The sequence below is a fragment of the Cupriavidus sp. GW823-FHT06D04 genome (assembly GCF_058795055.1).
Window position 1 is genome coordinate 114,992 of record NZ_JBXAHL010000014.1, and the last position, 18,902, is coordinate 133,893.

Consider the following 18,902-nt stretch of genomic DNA (forward strand, 5'->3'; position numbering starts at 1 on the left):
TTCGTGAACAACCGCATGGCGCAGAATCCACGCGGCTCACTACTCACTATACGGCGTAATGCGGCAGCGGCTGTTCGCCCGGTTGCCAGGCACCCGAGATCACTTTTTCCAGCCAGAACGCGCCAATGATGGTTTTTACGTCGGTGATGCGGCCGCTGCGGACCCAGTCGATCACCTGCCCCACCGGTGTGATGAAGGTTTCCAGGAACTCGCCGTCGTCGAGCTGCGCCTCGCCGTGCGTCAGGTCGCGCGCCAGGAAGACGTCGATGAACTCGGTGGAATAAGAGATAACCGGGTGGATGCGCGTCAGGTAATCCCAGCGCGCCGCGCTGTAGCCCGTCTCCTCCAGCAGCTCGCGTTCGCCGCAGCGCTGCGCGCCCTCTTCCGGATCGAGTTTGCCGGCAGGGAATTCCAGCATCACTTCGCCGATCGGATAGCGGAACTGGCGCTCCATCAGCACGGTGCCGTCATTGAACAGCGGGATCATCATCACCGCGCCCGGATGGACTACGTACTCGCGCCCGGTCTGCTTGCCGTCCGGCAGCCTGACGATGTCTTGCTTGAGGGTAAGGAACTTGCCGCGATGGACCGTGGCCGAGGCGACGCACACTTCCTTCAGTGCGTCGTCGTTCCCGGTAGGTTCATCGGTAGACGAGGTGCCGCGTTGGATCTTGTCGGTCATGGACGCTCCGGATCAGGCAGGGCCCGGCGCCGACAAGACCGGCTTCAGGCCGTGCGGTGTTTGACGAGGTATTGCCAGGTGAAGCCCGGGAAGGCAAACACCAGCATCATGCAGGCGGTGATGGCGTAGAACTGCCAGCCCTGCGGGAAGGCATTGCCAAGGCTGGCCTCCACAGCAAAGCCGGCGGCGCCGGCCACCGCGAACCAGACGATCAGTTCCAGCAGGCGCAGCCACAGCGGCTTGCGCGCCTGCCGCAGGGGGATCAGCGCGAACAGGCGCTGGTTCACAAACGGCAGGTTCGCACTGATCAGTGCCAGCAGGATGACAAACCAGCCGCTTGCGGATGCGCTCATGGGGTGTGGCGGATCAGGAACCCAGCGTCGAGCGGATGGCCTGGTAGCACAGGTTCATCAGCGCGGCCGGAAAAATGCCCAGCAGGATGACCGCGGCGCCATTCACACTCAGCATCGAGCGCAGGCCAAAGGTCGCTTCCAGCTGCTCTTCGCCCACCGGTGCATCGAAGTACATCAGCTTGACGATGCGCAGGTAGTAGAACGCGCCGATCAGCGAGAACATCACGGCCACCACGGCCAGCCAGGTCATGCCTGACTTGACCACCGCATCCAGCACCGCCAGCTTGGCATAGAAGCCCACGGTCGGCGGGATGCCGGCCAGCGAGAACATCATCACCAGCATCAGGAAGGCAAACCACGGGTTGCGGCGCGACATGCCCTTCAGGTCTTCCAGGGTCTCGGCCTCGAAGCCCTTGCTGGTGCGCAGCAGGATGATGCCGAAGGTGCCCAGCGTGGTCAGCAGGTAGGTCACCGAGTAGAACATCGCCGAGCTGTACGCATCGGCGGCGCCGTCAGCCTTGTTGGCCACCACGCCCGACAGCAGGCCCAGCAGCACGAAGCCCATGTGCGAGATGGTCGAGTACGCCAGCATCCGCTTCAGGTTGCTCTGCACGATGGCGGTCAGGTTGCCGATGGCCAGCGAGATGATCGACAGCACCACCAGCATCATTTGCCAGTCGCTCGCCAGCGGGAGCAGGCCTTCCACCAGCACGCGGATGAACAGCGCGAAAGCAGCAACCTTGGGGCCGCCGGCGATCAGCAGCGTCACCGCGGTCGGCGAACCCTGGTAGATGTCCGGGATCCACATGTGGAACGGCGCAGCACCCAGCTTGAACGACAGGCCGGCAACGATAAAGACCACGCCAAAGGCCAGCATGGTGGTGTTGACGCGGCCCGACTCGACCACGCGGAACACCTCGCCCAGGTTCAGCGAACCGGTGGCGCCATACATCATCGAGATGCCGTACAGCAGGAAGCCCGAAGCCAGCGCGCCCAGCACGAAGTACTTCATCGCCGATTCCGAGGTCACGCGCGATTCGCGGCGCAGTGCCACCAGTGCGTACGACGACAGCGACAGCAGTTCCAGGCCCAGGTACAGGGTCAGGAAGTTGTTGCCGGTGATCATCACGATCTGGCCGCCCAGCGTGAACAGGGCCAGCATGTAGAACTCGCCGGCGAACATGTCGCGCTCAGCCAGGTAGCGGCGCGTGTACACCAGCGTGACGAACAGGCCCGCCGCGCAGAACGCCGATAGCACGTTGGCCATCGGGTCGATCACGACCAGGTTGGCGAACGCGTAGTGCGTCTCGCCGGCGGCGGCGTTCAGGCCAAACCACACCGTCAGCACCAGAGTGGTCAGCAGCGACAGCGGATAGGCAACGCTTTGCTTGCCCTTGCCGCGCGCAAGGTCGACCCAGTTGATCGCAGCGATGGCGATCGCCAGGAAAATGATCGGCGCCACAGGGCCGAGTGTCGAGGACGGTTGCATGTTGATTTCTCTCCCCGATTACAGCTTGGACTGTGCCGCGTGGGACAGCAGGTTCACCACGGACGCGTGCATCACGTCGGTAAAGGGCTTCGGGTGCAGGCCCATGTACAGCGTCATGATGGCCAGAAGGCCGAGCATGACGAACTCACGCTTGTTCAGGTCGGCCAGCTCGCGCACGTGCTGGTGGACGACGTCGCCGAAGATCACGCGCTTGACCATCCACAGCGAGTAGGCGGCGCCGAAGATCAGGGCGGTGGCAGCCAGCAGGCCGATCCAGAAGTCGAACTTGACCGCGCCCAGGATCACCATGAATTCGCCGACGAAGCCCGAGGTGGCCGGCAGGCCGCAGTTGGCCATGGCGAAGAACACTGCCAGCGCGGCGAACTTGGGCATGGTGTTGACCACGCCGCCGTAGTCGGCGATCTGGCGCGAGTGAACGCGGTCGTACAGCACGCCGATGCAAAGGAACATCGCGCCGGAGATAAAGCCGTGCGAGATCATCTGCACGATGCCGCCCTCCACGCCGATGTCGCTGAAGATGAAGAAGCCCAGCGTGACGAAGCCCATGTGGGCGATCGACGAGTACGCCACCAGCTTCTTCATGTCGGCCTGCACCAGGGCGACCAGGCCGATGTAGATCACCGCGATCAGCGAGATGGTGATGATGAACGGGGCCAGGTAGTGGCTGGCGTCAGGCGCGATCGGCAGCGAGAACCGCAGGAAACCGTAGGCGCCCAGCTTCAGCATGATGGCGGCCAGCACCACCGAACCGCCAGTCGGCGCTTCCACGTGGGCGTCGGGTAGCCAGGTGTGCACCGGCCACATCGGCACCTTGACGGCGAAGGCGACGAAGAAGGCAATGAACAGTGCGATCTGCTCGTTCATCGACAGCTTGGCCTGGTGCCATTGCAGGATGTCGAAGGTGCCGGTCTTGTTGTACAGGTACAGCAGTGCGATCAGCGTCAGCAGCGAGCCAGCCAGCGTGTACAGGAAGAACTTGAACGCGGCATAGACACGGTTCGGGCCGCCCCAGACGCCGATGATGATGTACATCGGGATCAGCGTGGCCTCGAAGAACACGTAGAACAGCATGCCGTCCAGCGTGCAGAACACGCCGACCATCAGGCCCGACAGGATCAGGAACGAGGCCATGTATTCCGCCACACGCTCGGTGATCACTTCCCAGGCCGAGATCACCACGATCACCGTGATGAAGGCGGTCAGCACCACGAACCACATCGAGATGCCGTCAACCCCAAGCAGGTAGTTGATATTGAAGCGCTCGATCCAGTTCGCCTTCTCGACGAACTGCATGGCCGCGGTGGTGCGGTCGAAGCGGAAGACCAGCGGCAGCGTGACGACGAAGCTCGCGATCGAGCCGAACAGCGACATCCACCGCACGAAGCCCGGACTCCGGTCCGAGCCGAAGGCGAGGATCAGCAGGCCGAAAAAGATAGGCAGCCAGATTGAGAAAGACAGAACCATTTCTATGTATTCCTTACTTGGTGCCTATCACTTGGTGCCGATCACGCCCGTGACCGTCAGCGTCAGCAGCACCAGCATGCCGACGATCATCGCGAATGCGTAGTGGTAGATATAGCCCGACTGCAGGTAGCGGCTTGCCGAAGCAAACGAAGCCACCACGCGCGCCGCGCCGTTGACGAACAGGCCGTCGATCAGGCTCTGGTCGCCGCCCTTCCACAGGCCGGTACCGAGCAAGCGTGCGCCGCGGGCGAACACGGCCTGGTTGATGGCGTCCATGTAGTACTTGTTGTCGAGCAGCTTGTACAGGCCCGAGAAGCGGTTCTTGATGGCCTCGGGGATGTCCGGGCGCTTCATGTAGAAGAACCACGACAGCACGACCCCGGCGATGGCCAGCCACAGCACGGGCGTGGTCAGCGAGTGCAGCGCCATCGGCACCCAGCCGTGGAAGGCTTCCTCCAGCTCGGCCATGGCGTGGTGGTTCTCGCCGACGAAGATCACGTCCTTGAAGGCGATGCCGTGCTTGAAGAAGTTGCCGAACAGCATCGGCTCGATCGCGATCGCGCCGATGATCACCGACGGGATCGCCAGCAGCACCAGCGGCAGGGTCACCACCCACGGCGACTCGTGCGGCTTCTCGCCGGCGGCCAGGCCATGGTGGTGGTCGAGCGTGACTTCCTCGTCCTCGTGGTCGCCCTCATGGTGCTGGTGGGCATGGTTCTGGCCCCAGCGCTCCTTGCCGTGGAAGACCAGGAAGTACATGCGGAACGAGTAGAACGCGGTGACGAACACGCCGGCCAGCACGGCGAAGTAGGCAAAGCCCGAACCGGCGATATGCGACTCGGCCACGGCCTCGATGATCGAGTCCTTGGAGTAGAAGCCCGCGAAGAACGGCGTGCCGATCAGCGCCAGCGAACCCACCAGCGAGGTGATCCAGGTGATCGGCATGTACTTGCGCAGGCCGCCCATATTGCGGATGTCCTGGTCGTGGTGCATGCCGATGATGACCGAACCGGCGCCCAGGAACAGCAGTGCCTTGAAGAACGCGTGCGTCATCAGGTGGAACACGGCCACCGAGTAGGCCGAAGCGCCCAGCGCCACAGTCATGTAGCCCAGCTGCGACAGGGTCGAATACGCGACCACGCGCTTGATGTCGTTCTGGATGATGCCCAGGAAGCCCATGAACAGCGCCGTGATGGCACCGATCACCAGCACGAAGGACAGTGCGGTATCCGACAGCTCGAACAGCGGCGACATGCGCGCGACCATGAAGATGCCGGCGGTCACCATGGTTGCCGCGTGGATCAGTGCCGAGATCGGGGTCGGGCCTTCCATCGAGTCAGGCAGCCAGACGTGCAGCGGGAACTGCGCCGACTTGCCCATCGCGCCGATGAACAGGCAGATGCAGGCCACGGTGATCATCAGCCAGTCGGTGCCCGGGAAGATCACGGTCGCCAGCTGGTCGCGCGCGGCGAACACTTCGGTGTAGTTCATGCTGCCGGCGTAGGCCAGCAGCAGGCCGATGCCCAGGATAAAGCCGAAATCGCCGACGCGGTTGACCAGGAAGGCCTTCAGGTTGGCGAAGATGGCCGTCGGGCGGGTGTACCAGAAGCCGATCAGCAGGTACGACACCAGGCCCACCGCTTCCCAGCCGAAGAACAGCTGCAGGAAGTTGTTGCTCATCACCAGCATCAGCATCGAGAAGGTGAACAGCGAGATGTAGGCGAAGAAGCGGTTGTAGCCGGGGTCCCCGTCCATGTAGCCGACGGTGTAGATGTGCACCATCAGCGAGACGAAGGTCACCACGACCATCATCATCGCGGTCAGCGAGTCGACCAGGAAGCCGACCTCCATCTTCAGGCTGCCGATGGCCATCCACTCGTAGACGGTGCCGTTGTAGCCGGCGCCGTTCATCACGTCGAGCAGCACCATCACCGACAGCACGAAGGAAATGGCAACGCCCAGGATCGTGGCCGTATGCGCCACGATCCGGCCGCCGCGCGACTCCGAGGAAAACAGGTCGAAGAACTTGGTACCGAACAGGCCGGCGATCGCGGAGCCGACTAGCGGCGCCAGCGCAATCGCAAGCAGCAGGTTGGGGTTGAGCGTGGTTGCCATAGGACGCTTAGTGGTGTGCGGTCGGTGAGTCTTGGGTATCTACGTAGTGCGCCACGGATCAGCCCTTGAGGGTATCCATGTCGTCCACGTTGATCGTATCCAGGTTGCGGAACAGCACAACCAGGATGGCGAGACCGATTGCCGACTCGGCGGCGGCCACCGTGAGGATGAAGAAAACGAAAACCTGACCAGCCAGGTCGCCCAGGTAATGCGAGAAGGCGACGAAGTTGATATTCACCGCAAGCAGCATCAGTTCGATCGCCATCAGCAGCACGATCACGTTCTTGCGGTTCAGGAAGATGCCGACGATGCTGATCGCGAACAGGATCGCAGCGAGGACGAGGTAGTGAGCGAGAGAGAGCACAGCGTTTCTCCGGGCTTTAGTTCTTATTGGCGGCAGCCGCGGCTTCCGTCTGCTGGGTCTGGCCTTCGGACTGCATCGGCACCAGGCGCACGCGGTCGTCGCGGCGGGTGCGCAGCTGCGCCGATACGTCCTGGGCCTTGACGTCCTTGCGGCGGCGCAGGGTCAGCGCCACGGCGGCGATGATCGCCACCAGAAGGATGATGCCGGCCACTTCGAAGGCGTAGATATAGTCGGTGTAGATCAGCTTGCCGAGCGCGGCGGAGTTCGAGTAGCCCGGGTCCTGCGAACCGCTGGCGGCCACCGGCGTGGTGGTGCCGATGAAGTTGCGCACCAGCACGATCGCCATCTCGGCGATGATCAGCGCGCCCACCACCGAGGCCATCGGCACGTAGGTCCAGAAATCCCGCCGCAGGTGCTCGATGTCGATATCGATCATCATCACCACGAACAGGAACAGCACCATCACCGCGCCGACATAGACCAGCACCAGCAGGATGGCGAGGAATTCCGCCTTGAGCAGCATCCAGATCGCCGCGGCCGTGAAGAACGACAGCACGAGGAACAGTGCGGAATGCACCGGGTTCTTCGCAGTGATGACTTTCAGTGCGGAGAGCACCAGCACCAGCGCAAAGACGTAGAAGATGGTGGTCGTGAGTTCCATGGTCCCTATCGGATCCTCTCTGGGCCGTCCGGCACAAGCCATCCCCTCGGGTGGCCCGCTCCTGCGGCATCCTTGCATTGGCCCCTTGCATTGCAGGGACCGCATTCAAATTCGGTGGCGGCGGCTGCCAGGTCTGCTGCTTGCGGCAGCCGCCAACCGGCGTTACTTCTGGCCGAGATTTCCGGCCGGTGATTCAGCTTAGCGGTACTTCGCGTCGGCAGCCTTGGCTGCGGCGATCTGCGGCTCGTAGCGGTCGCCCACTGCCAGCAGCATGTCCTTGGTGAAGTACAGGTCGCCGCGCTTCTCGCCGTGGTACTCCAGGATCTGCGTTTCCACGATGGCGTCGACCGGGCAGGCCTCTTCGCAGAAACCGCAGAAGATGCACTTGGTCAGGTCGATGTCATAGCGGGTCGTGCGGCGCGTGCCGTCGGCGCGCGCGTCGGACTCGATCGTGATGGCCAGCGCCGGGCACACCGCCTCGCACAGCTTGCAGGCGATGCAGCGCTCTTCCCCGTTCGGGTAGCGGCGCAGCGCGTGCAGGCCACGGAAGCGCGGCGAGATCGGCGTTTTCTCTTCCGGGAACTGGACGGTGATCTTGCGCGCGAAGAGATAGCGGCCGGTCAGGGCCATGCCCTTGAAGAGTTCCTTCAGGAGCAGGCTGTTGAAGAAGTCCTTGATGGCGAGCAGCATGATGCTTCCTAGTATTTCCACACGGTGCGCGCCACGGCGCGCACCGTCGTTTGGCCGTTCAGTGCCAGATGTTCCAGGGCGACTTGATCCAGATCGCCACGATGATCAGCCACGCCACCGTCAGGGGGATGAACACCTTCCAGCCCAGGCGCATGATCTGGTCATAGCGGTAGCGCGGGAACGAGGCACGGATCCAGATGAAGACGGACAGCAGCAGGAATACCTTGATCACCAGCCAGAAGAAGCCCGGGATCGCGTTGGTCAGCACGCTATCGACCGGGGGCGCCCAGCCGCCCAGGAACATCAGCGCGGTCATCGTCGAGATGATGATCATGTTGATGTACTCGGCCAGGAAGAACAGCGCGAAGCCCATGCCCGAATACTCGATCATGTGGCCGGCCACGATTTCCGACTCCCCTTCCACCACGTCGAACGGGTGGCGGTTGGTTTCGGCCACGCCCGAGATGAAGTAGACGGCGAACATCGGCAGCAGCGGCAGCCAGTTCCACGACAGGATGTTGATGCCCATGTCGGCAAAGTAGCCGGTGTTCTGGCCGTTGACGATGGCCGACAGGTTCAGGCTGCCGGCAACCATCAGCACCGTCACCAGCGCAAAGCCCATGGCGATTTCATACGACACCATCTGGGCCGCGGCACGCATGGCGCCGATGAAGGCGTACTTGGAGTTCGAGGCCCAGCCGGCCAGGATCACGCCGTACACGCCCACCGAGCTGATCGCCATCACGTACAGCAGGCCGGCGTTCACATCCGCCAGCACCACTTCGGCCTGGAACGGAATCACGGCCCAGACCGCCACGGCGGGCATCAGCACCATCAGCGGGGCAATCAGGTACATGCCCCGGCTGACCTGCGTGGGCATCATGACTTCCTTGAGCAGCAGCTTCAGCACGTCGGCGATCGGCTGCAGCAGGCCCAGCGGGCCCACGCGGTTCGGGCCGATACGGACGTGCATCCAGCCGATCAGCTTGCGCTCCCACAGGATCAGGTAAGCCACGCACAGCAGCAGCGGCACCACGATGATCACGGCGCGAATCAGGATCCACAGCGGTGTCCAGTAGGCACCCAGCAGGCCCTGTCCTTGCGAGGTAATCCAGTCAATCATGTCTTGTTCTCGCTGTTGTTCTTACGCCGTGGCCACGGTGCCGGTGGCCGGCGCCAGGTCAATGGCCTTCTCTACGGTGACCGTGCCGTACATCGCGCCCAGGCTCATGGCCGCCGGCGTTGCCGCCGGCACGCGCACGGTGTTGGCCGGGAGCGTGGCTTCGAGCACGGCCGGCAGCACCACGCTGCCCTGCCCTTGCGTGACCCGCACCGGATCGCCGGACTGGATGCCAAGGCTGGCGAACAGGTCGGCCGGCAGCGCGATCTGCATGGCGCGGCGCGCGGCAGCGCTCAGCTGCAGCGACTCGGCGCGGCGCACGATCGGGTCGGCGTGGTAGATCGGCACATCGGCAATGCGTTCGATGCCGTTGGCGGCAGCGGCGGCCACGCGGATCGGCGCGTCGGTGGTGTTGTCCAGCTGCGCGTCGACCGGGGCCGACAGCACTTCGACACGCACCGACTCGGCGGTTTCATAGTCGAAGCCAACCACGTCCAGCAGGTTGCCCAGCACGCGCAGTACCTTCCAGCCCGGACGCGATTCGCCCAGGGCGCGCACCACACCGTTGAAGCTCTGCGGCTTGCCTTCGCAGTTGACGAAGGTGCCGGCGGTTTCCGTGAACGGCGTCACCGGCAGGATCACGTCGGCGTACTGCATGGCCGCTTCCGAACGGAACGGCGACAGCACCACCACCGTGCCGGCCTGGGCCAGCGCGGCCAGCGCCTTGCGCGGGTCGGCGGCGTCGAACTCGGGTTCGGTGTTCAGCAGGATGTAGGCCTTGCGCGGCGTGTCCAGCATCGCCTGCGCATTGGCGCCGCCCTGCTTGGGCAGCGCGCCCGCGACATAGCCGCCGACGGTGTTGGCGGCTTCGGTCAGGAAGCCCAGGGTCGCACCGGTTTCGGTGGCGATCCACTGTGCCAGCGCGTGCAGCGCCGAGAACTGCGGATGGCGCACCGCCTCGTTGCCGAGGAACACCGCACGGCGCTCGCCCGACAGCAGCGCTTCGGCCACTTTGCCAGCGGCTTCGCCGCCGTCGAATCCTTCAGTGCCGGCCGGGGCAGCAACGCCCTTGGCGGCAGCCACGGCACGGGCCACGCCGGCGAGCGCCGCGGTCCAGCCGGACGGCGCCACGTCGATGCGGGCGGCCAGCGGCATCAGCAGGTCTTCACCGCCGGCACCCAGCACGGCCACGCGGGCACCCTTCTTGGTGGCCTGGCGCAGGCGCGAGGCCAGCAGCGGATGATCCTTGCGCAGCGACGAGCCGATCACGAGCACGCGTTGCAGGGTGGTCACGTCGGCCACCGGCATGCCCAGCCACGGCGCGCCCTTCAGTGCGGCCGAGAAGTCGGTCTGGCGCAGGCGGAAGTCGACGTTGTCGCTGCCCAGGCCGCGCATCAGCTTGCCCAGCAGGAACAGCTCTTCCAGCGTGCTGTGCGGGCTGGCCAGCGCGGCGATCTGGTCGGCGCCATGATCGCGCTTGATGCTGGCGAGGCCGTTGGCCACGTATTCCAGCGCGGTCTGCCAGTCGGTTTCCATCCATTCGCCGCCCTGCTTCAGCAGCGGGCGGGTCAGGCGGTCGGCGCTGTTCAGGCCTTCATACGAGAAGCGGTCCTTGTCGGAGATCCAGCACTCGTTGATGTCTTCGTTTTCCAGCGGCAGCACGCGCATCACGCGCTGGTTCTTGGTCTGCACCACCAGGTTCGCGCCCAGGCCATCGTGCGGCGACACCGACTTGCGGCGTGCCAGCTCCCAGGTACGGGCCGAGTAACGGAACGGCTTGCTGGTCAGCGCGCCGACCGGGCACAGGTCGATCATGTTGCCCGACAGCTCCGAATCGACGGTCTTGCCGACGAAGGTGGTGATTTCCGAATGCTCGCCGCGGCCCAGCATGCCCAGCTCCATCACGCCGGCCACTTCCTGGCCGAAGCGCACGCAGCGGGTGCAATGGATGCAGCGGGTCATCTCCTCCATGGAGATCAGCGGGCCCACGTTCTTGTGGAACACCACGCGCTTCTCTTCCTTGTAGCGCGACTCCGAGGCACCGTAGCCCACGGCCAGATCCTGCAGCTGGCATTCGCCGCCCTGATCGCAGATCGGGCAGTCGAGCGGGTGGTTGATCAGCAGGAATTCCATCACGGACTTCTGCGCCTTGACCGCCTTCTCCGAATTGGTGAAGACCTTCATGCCAGGGGTCACGGGCGTGGCGCAGGCGGGCAGCGCCTTGGGCGCCTTCTCGACCTCGACCAGGCACATGCGGCAGTTGGCCGCGATGGACAGTTTGCGGTGGTAGCAGAAGTGCGGGATGTAGGTGCCCAGCTTGCGGGCTGCTTCCATCACCAGGCTGCCTTCAGCAACCTCAACCTTCTTGCCGTCGATCTCTAGTTCAACCATGTTCTGCCACGCTTAGATGTAGGCCGGAACCATGCACTGCTTGTGTTCGACGTGATATTCGAACTCTTTCCAGTAGTGCTTGAGCATGCCGCGGACCGGCATCGCCGCGGCATCGCCGAGCGCGCAGATGGTGCGGCCCATGATGTTTTCCGCGACGTTGTTGAGCAGGTCCAGGTCTTCCTGGCGCCCCTCTCCGTGTTCGATGCGATTGACCATGCGGTAGAGCCAGCCGGTGCCTTCGCGGCACGGCGTGCACTGGCCGCACGATTCCTCAAAATAGAAGTACGACAGGCGCAGCAGCGAGCGGACCATGCAGCGCGTCTCGTCCATCACGATCACCGCGCCCGAGCCCAGCATCGAGCCGGCCTTGGCGATCGAGTCGTAGTCCATGTCGGACGCCATCATCAGGTCGCCCGGCACCACCGGCGCGGACGAGCCGCCCGGGATCACCGCCTTGATGCGCTTGCCGCCGCGCATGCCGCCGGCGAGTTCCAGCAGCTTGGCGAACGGCGTGCCCAGCGGGATCTCGTAGTTGCCGGGACGCTCGACGTCGCCCGAGATCGAGAAGATCTTGGTGCCGCCATTGTTCGGCTTGCCCAGCTTCAGGTAGTTCTCGGGGCCGACGGCCAGCAGGAACGGCACCGCGGCGAAGGTCTCGGTGTTGTTGATGGTGGTCGGCTTGCCGTACAGGCCGAAGCTGGCCGGGAACGGCGGCTTGAAGCGCGGCTGGCCTTTCTTGCCTTCCAGCGATTCGAGCAGCGCGGTTTCCTCGCCGCAGATGTAGGCGCCGTAGCCGTGGTGCGCGTGCAGTTGGAAATCAAAGCCCGAACCCAGGATGTTGTCACCCAGGAAGCCGGCAGCGCGCGCCTCTTCGAGGGCTTCCTCGAAGATCTTGTATTCGTTCCAGATCTCGCCGTGGATGTAGTTGTAGCCCACGGTGATGCCCATCGCATACGCGCCGATGGCCATGCCCTCGATCAGCGAATGCGGGTTGTAGCGGATGATGTCGCGGTCCTTGAACGTGCCGGGCTCGCCTTCATCGGTGTTGCAGACCAGGTATTTCTGACCCGGGAAGGTGCGCGGCATGAAGCTCCACTTCAGGCCGGTCGGGAAGCCCGCACCGCCACGGCCGCGCAGGCCGGAGGCCTTGACGTCGGCGATCACCTGCTCGGGCGGGATCTTCTCGGTCAGGATGCGCTTGAGTTGCTGGTAGCCGCCACGCTTGACGTAGTCTTCCAGGTGCCAGTTCTTGCCGTCCAGGCCGGCCAGGATCAGCGGCTGGATATGGCGGTCGTGCAGACAGGTCATGTTACTTGCCCCCCTTGGCAGCCTCGGCCTTGAGCTCGTCGACCAGTGCGTCGAGCTTGTCGTCGCTCATCCAGCTGCACATGCGGGTATTGTTGACGATCATCACCGGCGCATCGCCGCAAGCGCCCATGCACTCGCCCTCTTTCAGGGTGAAGCAGCCGTCAGCGGTGGTCTCGTTGTAGTCGATCCCGAGCTTGCGCTTCAGGTACTCGCCGGCCCGCTCGCCGCCCGACAGGGCGCACGGCAGGTTGGTGCAGACGGCGAGCTTGAATTTGCCCACCGGCTTGGTGTCATACATGTTGTAGAAGGTCGCCACCTCTTCCACCCACACGGGCGGCATCTCGAGGTAGTTGGCGACGAACTGCATGACTTCGGGTGAAACCCAGCCCACCTCGCCCTGCGCCACGGCAAGCGCCGCCATCACGGCCGACTGCTTCTGGTCGGCCGGATACTTCGCGATCGCGCGATCGATTTCCTTGAGAGCTTCTGCTGATAGCATGGTCATTGCAGTAAAACGGCGTCAGGCAGCGCCACTGGGCGTTCCCTTCCGCAGGTTTGCAGCCGTCGCTGCCCGTTCCGCCGGCAGGCCTGAGGCCCTGCCGGTCCGCCGCGGGTTTTCCGCCCGCTCCCCTGGGGAGCGCCGTGGAAAGCGCCCGGATCGTCGTCCGGGCCGGCGGTCCGTGATTAACGGTCGATCTCGCCGAAGACGATGTCTTGCGTGCCGATGATCGTTACCGCGTCAGCAATCATGTGTCCCTTGGCCATTTCGTCGAGCGCGGCCAGGTGGGGGAAGCCAGGTGCACGGATCTTCAGGCGGTACGGCTTGTTCGCGCCGTCCGAGATCGCGTAGATGCCGAACTCGCCCTTCGGGTGTTCCACCGCTGCATACGCTTCGCCTTCGGGCACGTGCATGCCTTCGGTGAAGAGCTTGAAGTGGTGGATCAGTTCTTCCATGTTGGACTTCATGTCCACGCGCGAGGGCGGCGCCACCTTGTGGTTCTCGGTGATCACCGGGCCCGGGTTGCGGCGCAGCCATTCCACGCACTGTTTGATAATGCGGTTGGACTGGCGCATCTCTTCCACGCGCACCAGGTAGCGCGCGTAGCAGTCGCCGCCCACGCCTACCGGGATGTCGAAGTCCAGCTTGTCGTACACCTCGTACGGCTGCTTCTTGCGCAGGTCCCACTCGATGCCGGAGCCGCGCAGCATCGGGCCGGTAAAGCCCATCTGCAGCGCCCGTTCCGGGCTGACCACGCCGATGTCCACCAGGCGCTGCTTCCAGATCCGGTTGTCGGTCAGCAGCGTCTCGTATTCGTCAACGTACTTCGGGAACCGGTTGGTGAAGTCCTCGATGAAGTCCAGCAGCGAGCCCGAACGCGCCTCGTTCATGGCCTTGATGGCGCGCTCGTTGTGTACCTTGGACGCGCGATATTGCGGCATCGTGTCAGGCAGGTCGCGATAGACGCCGCCCGGACGGTAGTAGGCCGCGTGCATGCGCGCGCCCGACACCGCCTCGTACATGTCGAACATGTCCTCGCGCTCGCGGAAGGCGTACAGGAACACCGCCATCGCGCCCACGTCCAGCGCGTGCGAGCCGATCCACATCAGGTGGTTCAGCAGGCGGGTGATCTCGTCGAACATCACGCGGATGTACTGCGCGCGCACCGGCACCTCGAGGCCCAGCAAGCGCTCGATTGCCATCACGTAGGCATGCTCGTTGACCATCATCGACACATAGTCGAGGCGGTCCATGTACGGCACGTTCTGGATCCAGGTCTTCTGCTCGGCCAGCTTTTCAGTGGCACGGTGCAGCAGGCCGATATGGGGGTCGGCGCGCTGGATGACTTCGCCGTCCAGCTCCAGCACCAGGCGCAGCACGCCGTGCGCTGCCGGGTGTTGCGGGCCGAAGTTCAGGGTGTAGTTCTTGATGTCTGCCATGGCGCGTTATCAGTGCAAGCCGCCGTAGTTGTCCTCGCGGATCACGCGCGGGGTGATTTCGCGCGGCTCGATCGTGACCGGCTGGTAGATGACCCGCTTCTGTTCCGGGTCGTAGCGCATCTCGACGAAGCCCGAAACCGGGAAATCCTTGCGGAACGGATGGCCGACGAAACCGTAGTCGGTCAGGATGCGGCGCAGGTCAGGATGGCCGTCGAAGACGATGCCGTAGAAATCAAAAGCTTCGCGCTCGAACCAGTTGACGCCGTTCCACACGTCGATCACCGACGGCAGCACCGGAAAATCATCGTCCGGGGCAAACACGCGCACGCGCAGGCGCCAGTTGTGGGTAATCGACAGCAGCTGCGAGACCGCGGCAAAGCGCAGGCCGTCCCAGGCACCGTCGCCGTACTCGGAATAGTCCACGCCGCACAGGTCGATCAGCTGCTCGAAGCGCAGCGACGGATCGTCACGCAGGATGCGGGCAACTTCGAGGTAGTCGTCGGCCTTGACGATCAGCGTCAGTTCGCCGGTCGCCTCGATCAGATTCTGCACGCGCTTGCCGAGAGCTTTCTCGAGCGCGGCCTTGAGGATGTCGAGCTTCGCCATTTCAGCCCTTGCGCGCGATGGTGTTGGTACGCTTGATCTTGTTCTGCAGCTGGATCACGCCGTAGATCAGCGCTTCGGCCGTCGGCGGGCAGCCCGGCACGTAGATATCCACCGGCACGATGCGATCGCAGCCACGCACCACCGAATACGAGTAGTGGTAGTAGCCGCCGCCATTGGCGCACGAGCCCATCGAGATCACCCAGCGCGGTTCCGCCATCTGGTCGTAGACCTTGCGCAGCGCGGGGGCCATCTTGTTGCACAGCGTGCCGGCCACAATCATCACGTCCGACTGGCGCGGCGACGGGCGGAAAATCACACCGAAGCGGTCCATGTCGTAGCGCGCGGCGCCGGCATGCATCATTTCCACGGCACAGCAGGCCAAGCCGAAAGTCATCGGCCACAGCGACCCGGTGCGGGTCCAGTTGATCAGCTTGTCAGCGGTAGTCGTGACGAAGCCTTCATTGAGAACGCCTTCGATTGCCATTTCACATCACTCCCAATCGAGCGCGCCCTTTTTCCAGATGTAGACGAAGCCCACGATGAATTCCAGCAGAAACACGCCCATGGCGATGAACCCCGGCCAGCCGATATCCCGCAGGGCGACACCCCACGGAAACAGGAAGGCGGTTTCGAGATCGAACAGGATAAACAGGATGGCGATGAGGTAGTAGCGCACATCGAACTTCATGCGCGCGTCCTCAAACGCTTCGAAGCCGCACTCGTACGGCGACAGCTTCGCGGGATCGGGCTTGTTCGGACCGAGGATCCGACCGATCGACATCAGTGCCACGCCAAGCACGACACCGAAGATGATGAAGATGAGAACGGGGAAGTAGGCTTCGAGATTCAAGGTACGGCCAGCCTTATCTGGAATGTTGTCAACAGCACCAGCTGAAGCGGCGTCCTGTTGCCCACCCCAGGCGCTAAGCCATAAGCCTCATGGCGCGCCGCCTTGCGGACTGCCGGAGCCCCACGCTCGGGTGCATTGCCCGGCCAGGGACTCCGATCAAGTTGTTTGGTGCCGACGGCGAGACTCGAACTCGCACAGCTTTCGCCACTACCCCCTCAAGATAGCGTGTCTACCAATTTCACCACGTCGGCTGGGGGAGAAACAATATTGCCTGGCGCCGGGTTTTCAGGCCCTTCAGGTCCGTTGCAGAGGCTTTCGTCTTTGCTCGGAACCCATCGCTGGGGAATCGTTTCAAGCCTTGCATTCTAACCTAGATTTCTTGCTTTGTTCAACGCACAACTGCAAAAAAACTCAGGAATCCGCCGCAAGGCTTACGGATTATTTCGGAACAGCGGGGGCTGCCGGCGCCGACACGTCAGCGGCCGCGGCTGCAGCGGGAGCCGAAGCACCTGCCACTGCGGGCGCCGAAGCCGGCGCCGCGCCCATCACGCCCAGCGACGCAGCCGGCTTGTAGTTGCCCAGCAGCGTCAGTGCCAACGTGCAGACGAAGAACAGCGTGGCCAGCACGGCGGTGGTGCGCGACAGGAAGTTTGCCGAGCCAGTGGCACCGAACAGGCTGCCCGAGGCGCCCGAACCGAATGCCGCGCCGACATCGGCGCCCTTGCCATGCTGGATCAGCACCAGGCCAATCACGCCCAGCGCCGACAACACCTGCAGCACCACCAACAAAGTCTTGAAGATTGCCATTTGATTTAAATAAGCCTTACTGGCTGGTTACTTGCCTGATCGGTCGATCGGAACGGCCGGCATTCAGGCGTTGCCGATCGCGAGAAAATCTTCCGACTTCAGCGAGGCGCCGCCAATCAGGCCCCCGTCGATATCGGTCATGGAAAACAGTTCGGCCGCATTGTCCGGCTTGACGCTGCCGCCGTACAGGATGGCCATGCGCTCGGCCACGCCCGCATCGCGCGCAACAACCTGGCCGCGCAGGAACGCGTGCACCGCCTGCGCCTGTTCGCTGGTGGCGGTCTTGCCGGTGCCGATCGCCCAGACCGGCTCATAGGCCAGCACCACGCGGCTCAGCTGCTCCACCGTCAGCGCGTCCAGCACGGCCTGCAGTTGCCTGCCGACCACCGCCTCGGTTTCGCCCGCCTCGCGCTGGGCCAGCGTTTCACCCACGCAGACCACCGGGACGATGCCGAATTCCAGCGCGCGCAGCGCCTTGGCCGCGACGGTCTGGTCGGTTTCGCCATGATAGGTGCGGCGCTCCGAGTGGCCGACCAGCACATAAGTGCAGCCAAATTCACCGACCATCGATGCCGCGACTTCACCGGTGAAGGCGCCACGCGCCTCCGCCGACACATCTTGTGCGCCCCAGGCCACCTGCGAGCCATTCAGCAACGCCTGGCATTGTGCAAGATAGGGGAACGGCGCGCAGACCGCCAGCGTCGCCTTGGCCGCGCCAGCCTTGATACCCTCCAGCAGCGCCGCGTTTGCAGCCAGGCTGCCGTGCATCTTCCAATTGCCGATGACGAGCTTTTGTCTCACGAAGTGCCCCTCCCAAATCAAACCCGGTATTGTAGCTTGTGGCGGGGGCACGGCGCTACCGCCGCCCGATGGCGGGGGGCGGCAGCATTGGCCACATGCAACGGTCGATGTGACTTACCAGGTCAGCACGATCTTGCCGATATGCTCGCTCGACTCCATCAGGCGATGCGCATCGGCCGCCTGCGCGGCCGGGAACACCTGGTGGATCACCGGCTTGATCTTGCCGGCGGCCAGCAGCGGCCACACCTGCTCATGCAGTGCCGCGGCGATCTTGCCCTTGAACGATGCCGGGCGCGGACGCAGCGTGGAGCCGGTCACGGTGATGCGCCGGCGCAGGATATCGCCCAGCGGGATCTCGGCCTTGGCGCCGCCCAGCAGCGCAATGATGACGATGCGGCCATCGTCGGCAATGCACTTCAGCTCGCGCGCCAGGTACGGGCCGGCAACCATGTCGAGAATCACGTCGACACCCTTGCCGCCGGTCAGCGCGGCCACCTCGGCGACGAAGTCCTGCGTCTTGTAGTTGATCGCGCGATCCGCGCCCAGGTCTTCGCAGGCCTTGCATTTCTCATCGGTCCCGGCGGTGACGAACACCTTGTAGCCCAGCGCCTTGGCGATCTGGATCGCGGTCGTGCCGATGCCGCTGGAGCCGCCCTGGATCAGCAGGGTCTCATCCTTGCCGCGCGGGCCTTGGCCCAGGTAGCCGCGGTCGAACACATTGCTCCAGACGGTGAAGAAGGTCTCCGGCAGCGCGGCGGCCTCGACATCGCTCAGGCCTTGCGGCGCGGGCAGGACCTGCGCCAGCGGCGCCGTGCACAGCTGTGCGTAACCGCCGCCCTGCACCAGCGCGCAGACGCGGTCGCCCACCTTCAGGCCGAAGCGGTTGTCGGCATGCGACAGGTCGCCGCCCACCACCACGCCCGCCACTTCCAGGCCGGGCAGGTCCGAAGCGCCCGGCGGCACCGGGTAGTTGCCGGTGCGCTGGAATACGTCCGGACGGTTGACGCCGGCCGCAGCCACGCGGATCAGGACCTCGCCCGCACCCGCGACCGGATCGGGACGCTCGGCCAGCTGGAGGACTTCGGGGGCACCGTATTCGCGGATCTCGATGGCTTGCATGCTGCTCTGCTCCTTGTACTTGTCTTGGCGCGGCTCGACGATGCGTCGCGCCAGGGTCGGTGTGAGCCGTGGCTCGATAGGGTTGCCGGCAGTGTAAACAAAAAAACGGCTGGACATCGTCCA

19 protein-coding genes and 1 tRNA gene are annotated in these 18,902 nt (G+C 64.1%); all 20 read right to left on the reverse strand.

Features of this window, described 5'->3' with window-relative positions; translation table 11 throughout:
* Positions 1 to 46: 46 nt before the first annotated feature.
* Positions 47 to 682, reverse strand: coding sequence for an NUDIX domain-containing protein (locus AC1Q7H_RS18950; protein WP_153955098.1), 636 nt, complete (start codon positions 680 to 682; stop codon positions 47 to 49).
* Positions 683 to 726: 44 nt separating this feature from the next.
* A complete protein-coding gene (locus tag AC1Q7H_RS18955) occupies positions 727 to 1,035 on the reverse strand; it encodes a DUF2818 family protein (RefSeq protein ID WP_013956025.1) in 309 nt (102 codons plus the stop codon).
* Between the two features lie 13 nt (positions 1,036 to 1,048).
* Positions 1,049 to 2,524, reverse strand: coding sequence for an NADH-quinone oxidoreductase subunit NuoN (gene nuoN / locus AC1Q7H_RS18960; protein WP_013956024.1), 1,476 nt, complete (start codon positions 2,522 to 2,524; stop codon positions 1,049 to 1,051).
* Between the two features lie 18 nt (positions 2,525 to 2,542).
* Entirely contained in the window at positions 2,543 to 4,009 is a 1,467-nt protein-coding gene (locus AC1Q7H_RS18965) for an NADH-quinone oxidoreductase subunit M (protein ID WP_013956023.1), read from the reverse strand.
* A gap of 27 nt (positions 4,010 to 4,036) precedes the next feature.
* Entirely contained in the window at positions 4,037 to 6,124 is a 2,088-nt protein-coding gene (nuoL, locus tag AC1Q7H_RS18970; RefSeq protein WP_013956022.1) for an NADH-quinone oxidoreductase subunit L, read from the reverse strand.
* 58 nt (positions 6,125 to 6,182) lie between these two features.
* The gene (gene nuoK, locus AC1Q7H_RS18975) at positions 6,183 to 6,488 is read right to left on the reverse strand and encodes an NADH-quinone oxidoreductase subunit NuoK (RefSeq protein ID WP_013956021.1); all 306 of its coding nucleotides are present in this window, start codon (positions 6,486 to 6,488) and stop codon (positions 6,183 to 6,185) included.
* 16 nt (positions 6,489 to 6,504) lie between these two features.
* On the reverse strand, positions 6,505 to 7,149 hold the full coding sequence (locus tag AC1Q7H_RS18980) for an NADH-quinone oxidoreductase subunit J (RefSeq protein WP_041227814.1): 645 nt from the start codon (positions 7,147 to 7,149) through the stop codon (positions 6,505 to 6,507).
* Between the two features lie 198 nt (positions 7,150 to 7,347).
* A complete protein-coding gene (nuoI, locus tag AC1Q7H_RS18985) occupies positions 7,348 to 7,839 on the reverse strand; it encodes an NADH-quinone oxidoreductase subunit NuoI (RefSeq protein WP_010809124.1) in 492 nt (163 codons plus the stop codon).
* Positions 7,840 to 7,897: 58 nt separating this feature from the next.
* The gene (gene nuoH, locus AC1Q7H_RS18990) at positions 7,898 to 8,962 is read right to left on the reverse strand and encodes an NADH-quinone oxidoreductase subunit NuoH (protein WP_013956018.1); all 1,065 of its coding nucleotides are present in this window, start codon (positions 8,960 to 8,962) and stop codon (positions 7,898 to 7,900) included.
* A gap of 21 nt (positions 8,963 to 8,983) precedes the next feature.
* Positions 8,984 to 11,350 carry an NADH-quinone oxidoreductase subunit NuoG gene (nuoG, locus tag AC1Q7H_RS18995; protein ID WP_013956017.1) on the reverse strand — a complete coding sequence of 789 codons (2,367 nt, stop codon included), beginning with the start codon at positions 11,348 to 11,350 and terminating at the stop codon, positions 8,984 to 8,986.
* Between the two features lie 12 nt (positions 11,351 to 11,362).
* Positions 11,363 to 12,658 (reverse strand): NADH-quinone oxidoreductase subunit NuoF, encoded by a 1,296-nt coding sequence (nuoF, locus tag AC1Q7H_RS19000; RefSeq protein ID WP_013956016.1) that lies wholly within the window; start codon positions 12,656 to 12,658, stop codon positions 11,363 to 11,365.
* Position 12,659: 1 nt separating this feature from the next.
* The gene (gene nuoE, locus AC1Q7H_RS19005; RefSeq protein ID WP_041228324.1) at positions 12,660 to 13,157 is read right to left on the reverse strand and encodes an NADH-quinone oxidoreductase subunit NuoE; all 498 of its coding nucleotides are present in this window, start codon (positions 13,155 to 13,157) and stop codon (positions 12,660 to 12,662) included.
* 185 nt (positions 13,158 to 13,342) lie between these two features.
* The gene (locus AC1Q7H_RS19010; RefSeq protein WP_013956014.1) at positions 13,343 to 14,596 is read right to left on the reverse strand and encodes an NADH-quinone oxidoreductase subunit D; all 1,254 of its coding nucleotides are present in this window, start codon (positions 14,594 to 14,596) and stop codon (positions 13,343 to 13,345) included.
* Positions 14,597 to 14,605: 9 nt separating this feature from the next.
* Entirely contained in the window at positions 14,606 to 15,202 is a 597-nt protein-coding gene (locus AC1Q7H_RS19015) for an NADH-quinone oxidoreductase subunit C (protein WP_013956013.1), read from the reverse strand.
* Between the two features lies 1 nt (position 15,203).
* Entirely contained in the window at positions 15,204 to 15,686 is a 483-nt protein-coding gene (locus AC1Q7H_RS19020) for a NuoB/complex I 20 kDa subunit family protein (RefSeq protein WP_008643342.1), read from the reverse strand.
* A 6-nt stretch (positions 15,687 to 15,692) separates the two neighbouring features.
* Positions 15,693 to 16,052, reverse strand: a complete 360-nt coding sequence (locus tag AC1Q7H_RS19025) for an NADH-quinone oxidoreductase subunit A (protein ID WP_010809131.1) — start codon at positions 16,050 to 16,052, stop codon at positions 15,693 to 15,695.
* Between the two features lie 166 nt (positions 16,053 to 16,218).
* Positions 16,219 to 16,303 (reverse strand) — tRNA-Leu (locus AC1Q7H_RS19030).
* A 187-nt stretch (positions 16,304 to 16,490) separates the two neighbouring features.
* Entirely contained in the window at positions 16,491 to 16,859 is a 369-nt protein-coding gene (gene secG, locus AC1Q7H_RS19035) for a preprotein translocase subunit SecG (protein WP_492381546.1), read from the reverse strand.
* 63 nt (positions 16,860 to 16,922) lie between these two features.
* Complete coding sequence (gene tpiA, locus AC1Q7H_RS19040; protein ID WP_013956011.1) at positions 16,923 to 17,660, reverse strand: triose-phosphate isomerase; 738 nt, start codon at positions 17,658 to 17,660, stop codon at positions 16,923 to 16,925.
* 114 nt (positions 17,661 to 17,774) lie between these two features.
* A complete protein-coding gene (locus AC1Q7H_RS19045) occupies positions 17,775 to 18,779 on the reverse strand; it encodes an NAD(P)H-quinone oxidoreductase (protein WP_153955094.1) in 1,005 nt (334 codons plus the stop codon).
* Positions 18,780 to 18,902 lie beyond the last annotated feature (123 nt).

What these genes read in the sequence shown, in the direction of transcription:
- AC1Q7H_RS18950 (WP_153955098.1), bottom strand. Translation starts at nt 682, where the DNA reads ATGACCGACAAGATCCAACGCGGCACCTCGTCTACCGATGAACCTACC.
- AC1Q7H_RS18955 (WP_013956025.1), bottom strand. Translation starts at nt 1,035, where the DNA reads ATGAGCGCATCCGCAAGCGGCTGGTTTGTCATCCTGCTGGCACTGATC.
- nuoN (WP_013956024.1), bottom strand. Translation starts at nt 2,524, where the DNA reads ATGCAACCGTCCTCGACACTCGGCCCTGTGGCGCCGATCATTTTCCTG.
- AC1Q7H_RS18965 (WP_013956023.1), bottom strand. Translation starts at nt 4,009, where the DNA reads ATGGTTCTGTCTTTCTCAATCTGGCTGCCTATCTTTTTCGGCCTGCTG.
- nuoL (WP_013956022.1), bottom strand. Translation starts at nt 6,124, where the DNA reads ATGGCAACCACGCTCAACCCCAACCTGCTGCTTGCGATTGCGCTGGCG.
- AC1Q7H_RS18980 (WP_041227814.1), bottom strand. Translation starts at nt 7,149, where the DNA reads ATGGAACTCACGACCACCATCTTCTACGTCTTTGCGCTGGTGCTGGTG.
- nuoI (WP_010809124.1), bottom strand. Translation starts at nt 7,839, where the DNA reads ATGCTGCTCGCCATCAAGGACTTCTTCAACAGCCTGCTCCTGAAGGAA.
- nuoH (WP_013956018.1), bottom strand. Translation starts at nt 8,962, where the DNA reads ATGATTGACTGGATTACCTCGCAAGGACAGGGCCTGCTGGGTGCCTAC.
- nuoG (WP_013956017.1), bottom strand. Translation starts at nt 11,350, where the DNA reads ATGGTTGAACTAGAGATCGACGGCAAGAAGGTTGAGGTTGCTGAAGGC.
- nuoF (WP_013956016.1), bottom strand. Translation starts at nt 12,658, where the DNA reads ATGACCTGTCTGCACGACCGCCATATCCAGCCGCTGATCCTGGCCGGC.
- nuoE (WP_041228324.1), bottom strand. Translation starts at nt 13,157, where the DNA reads ATGCTATCAGCAGAAGCTCTCAAGGAAATCGATCGCGCGATCGCGAAG.
- AC1Q7H_RS19010 (WP_013956014.1), bottom strand. Translation starts at nt 14,596, where the DNA reads ATGGCAGACATCAAGAACTACACCCTGAACTTCGGCCCGCAACACCCG.
- AC1Q7H_RS19015 (WP_013956013.1), bottom strand. Translation starts at nt 15,202, where the DNA reads ATGGCGAAGCTCGACATCCTCAAGGCCGCGCTCGAGAAAGCTCTCGGC.
- AC1Q7H_RS19020 (WP_008643342.1), bottom strand. Translation starts at nt 15,686, where the DNA reads ATGGCAATCGAAGGCGTTCTCAATGAAGGCTTCGTCACGACTACCGCT.
- secG (WP_492381546.1), bottom strand. Translation starts at nt 16,859, where the DNA reads ATGGCAATCTTCAAGACTTTGTTGGTGGTGCTGCAGGTGTTGTCGGCG.
- AC1Q7H_RS19045 (WP_153955094.1), bottom strand. Translation starts at nt 18,779, where the DNA reads ATGCAAGCCATCGAGATCCGCGAATACGGTGCCCCCGAAGTCCTCCAG.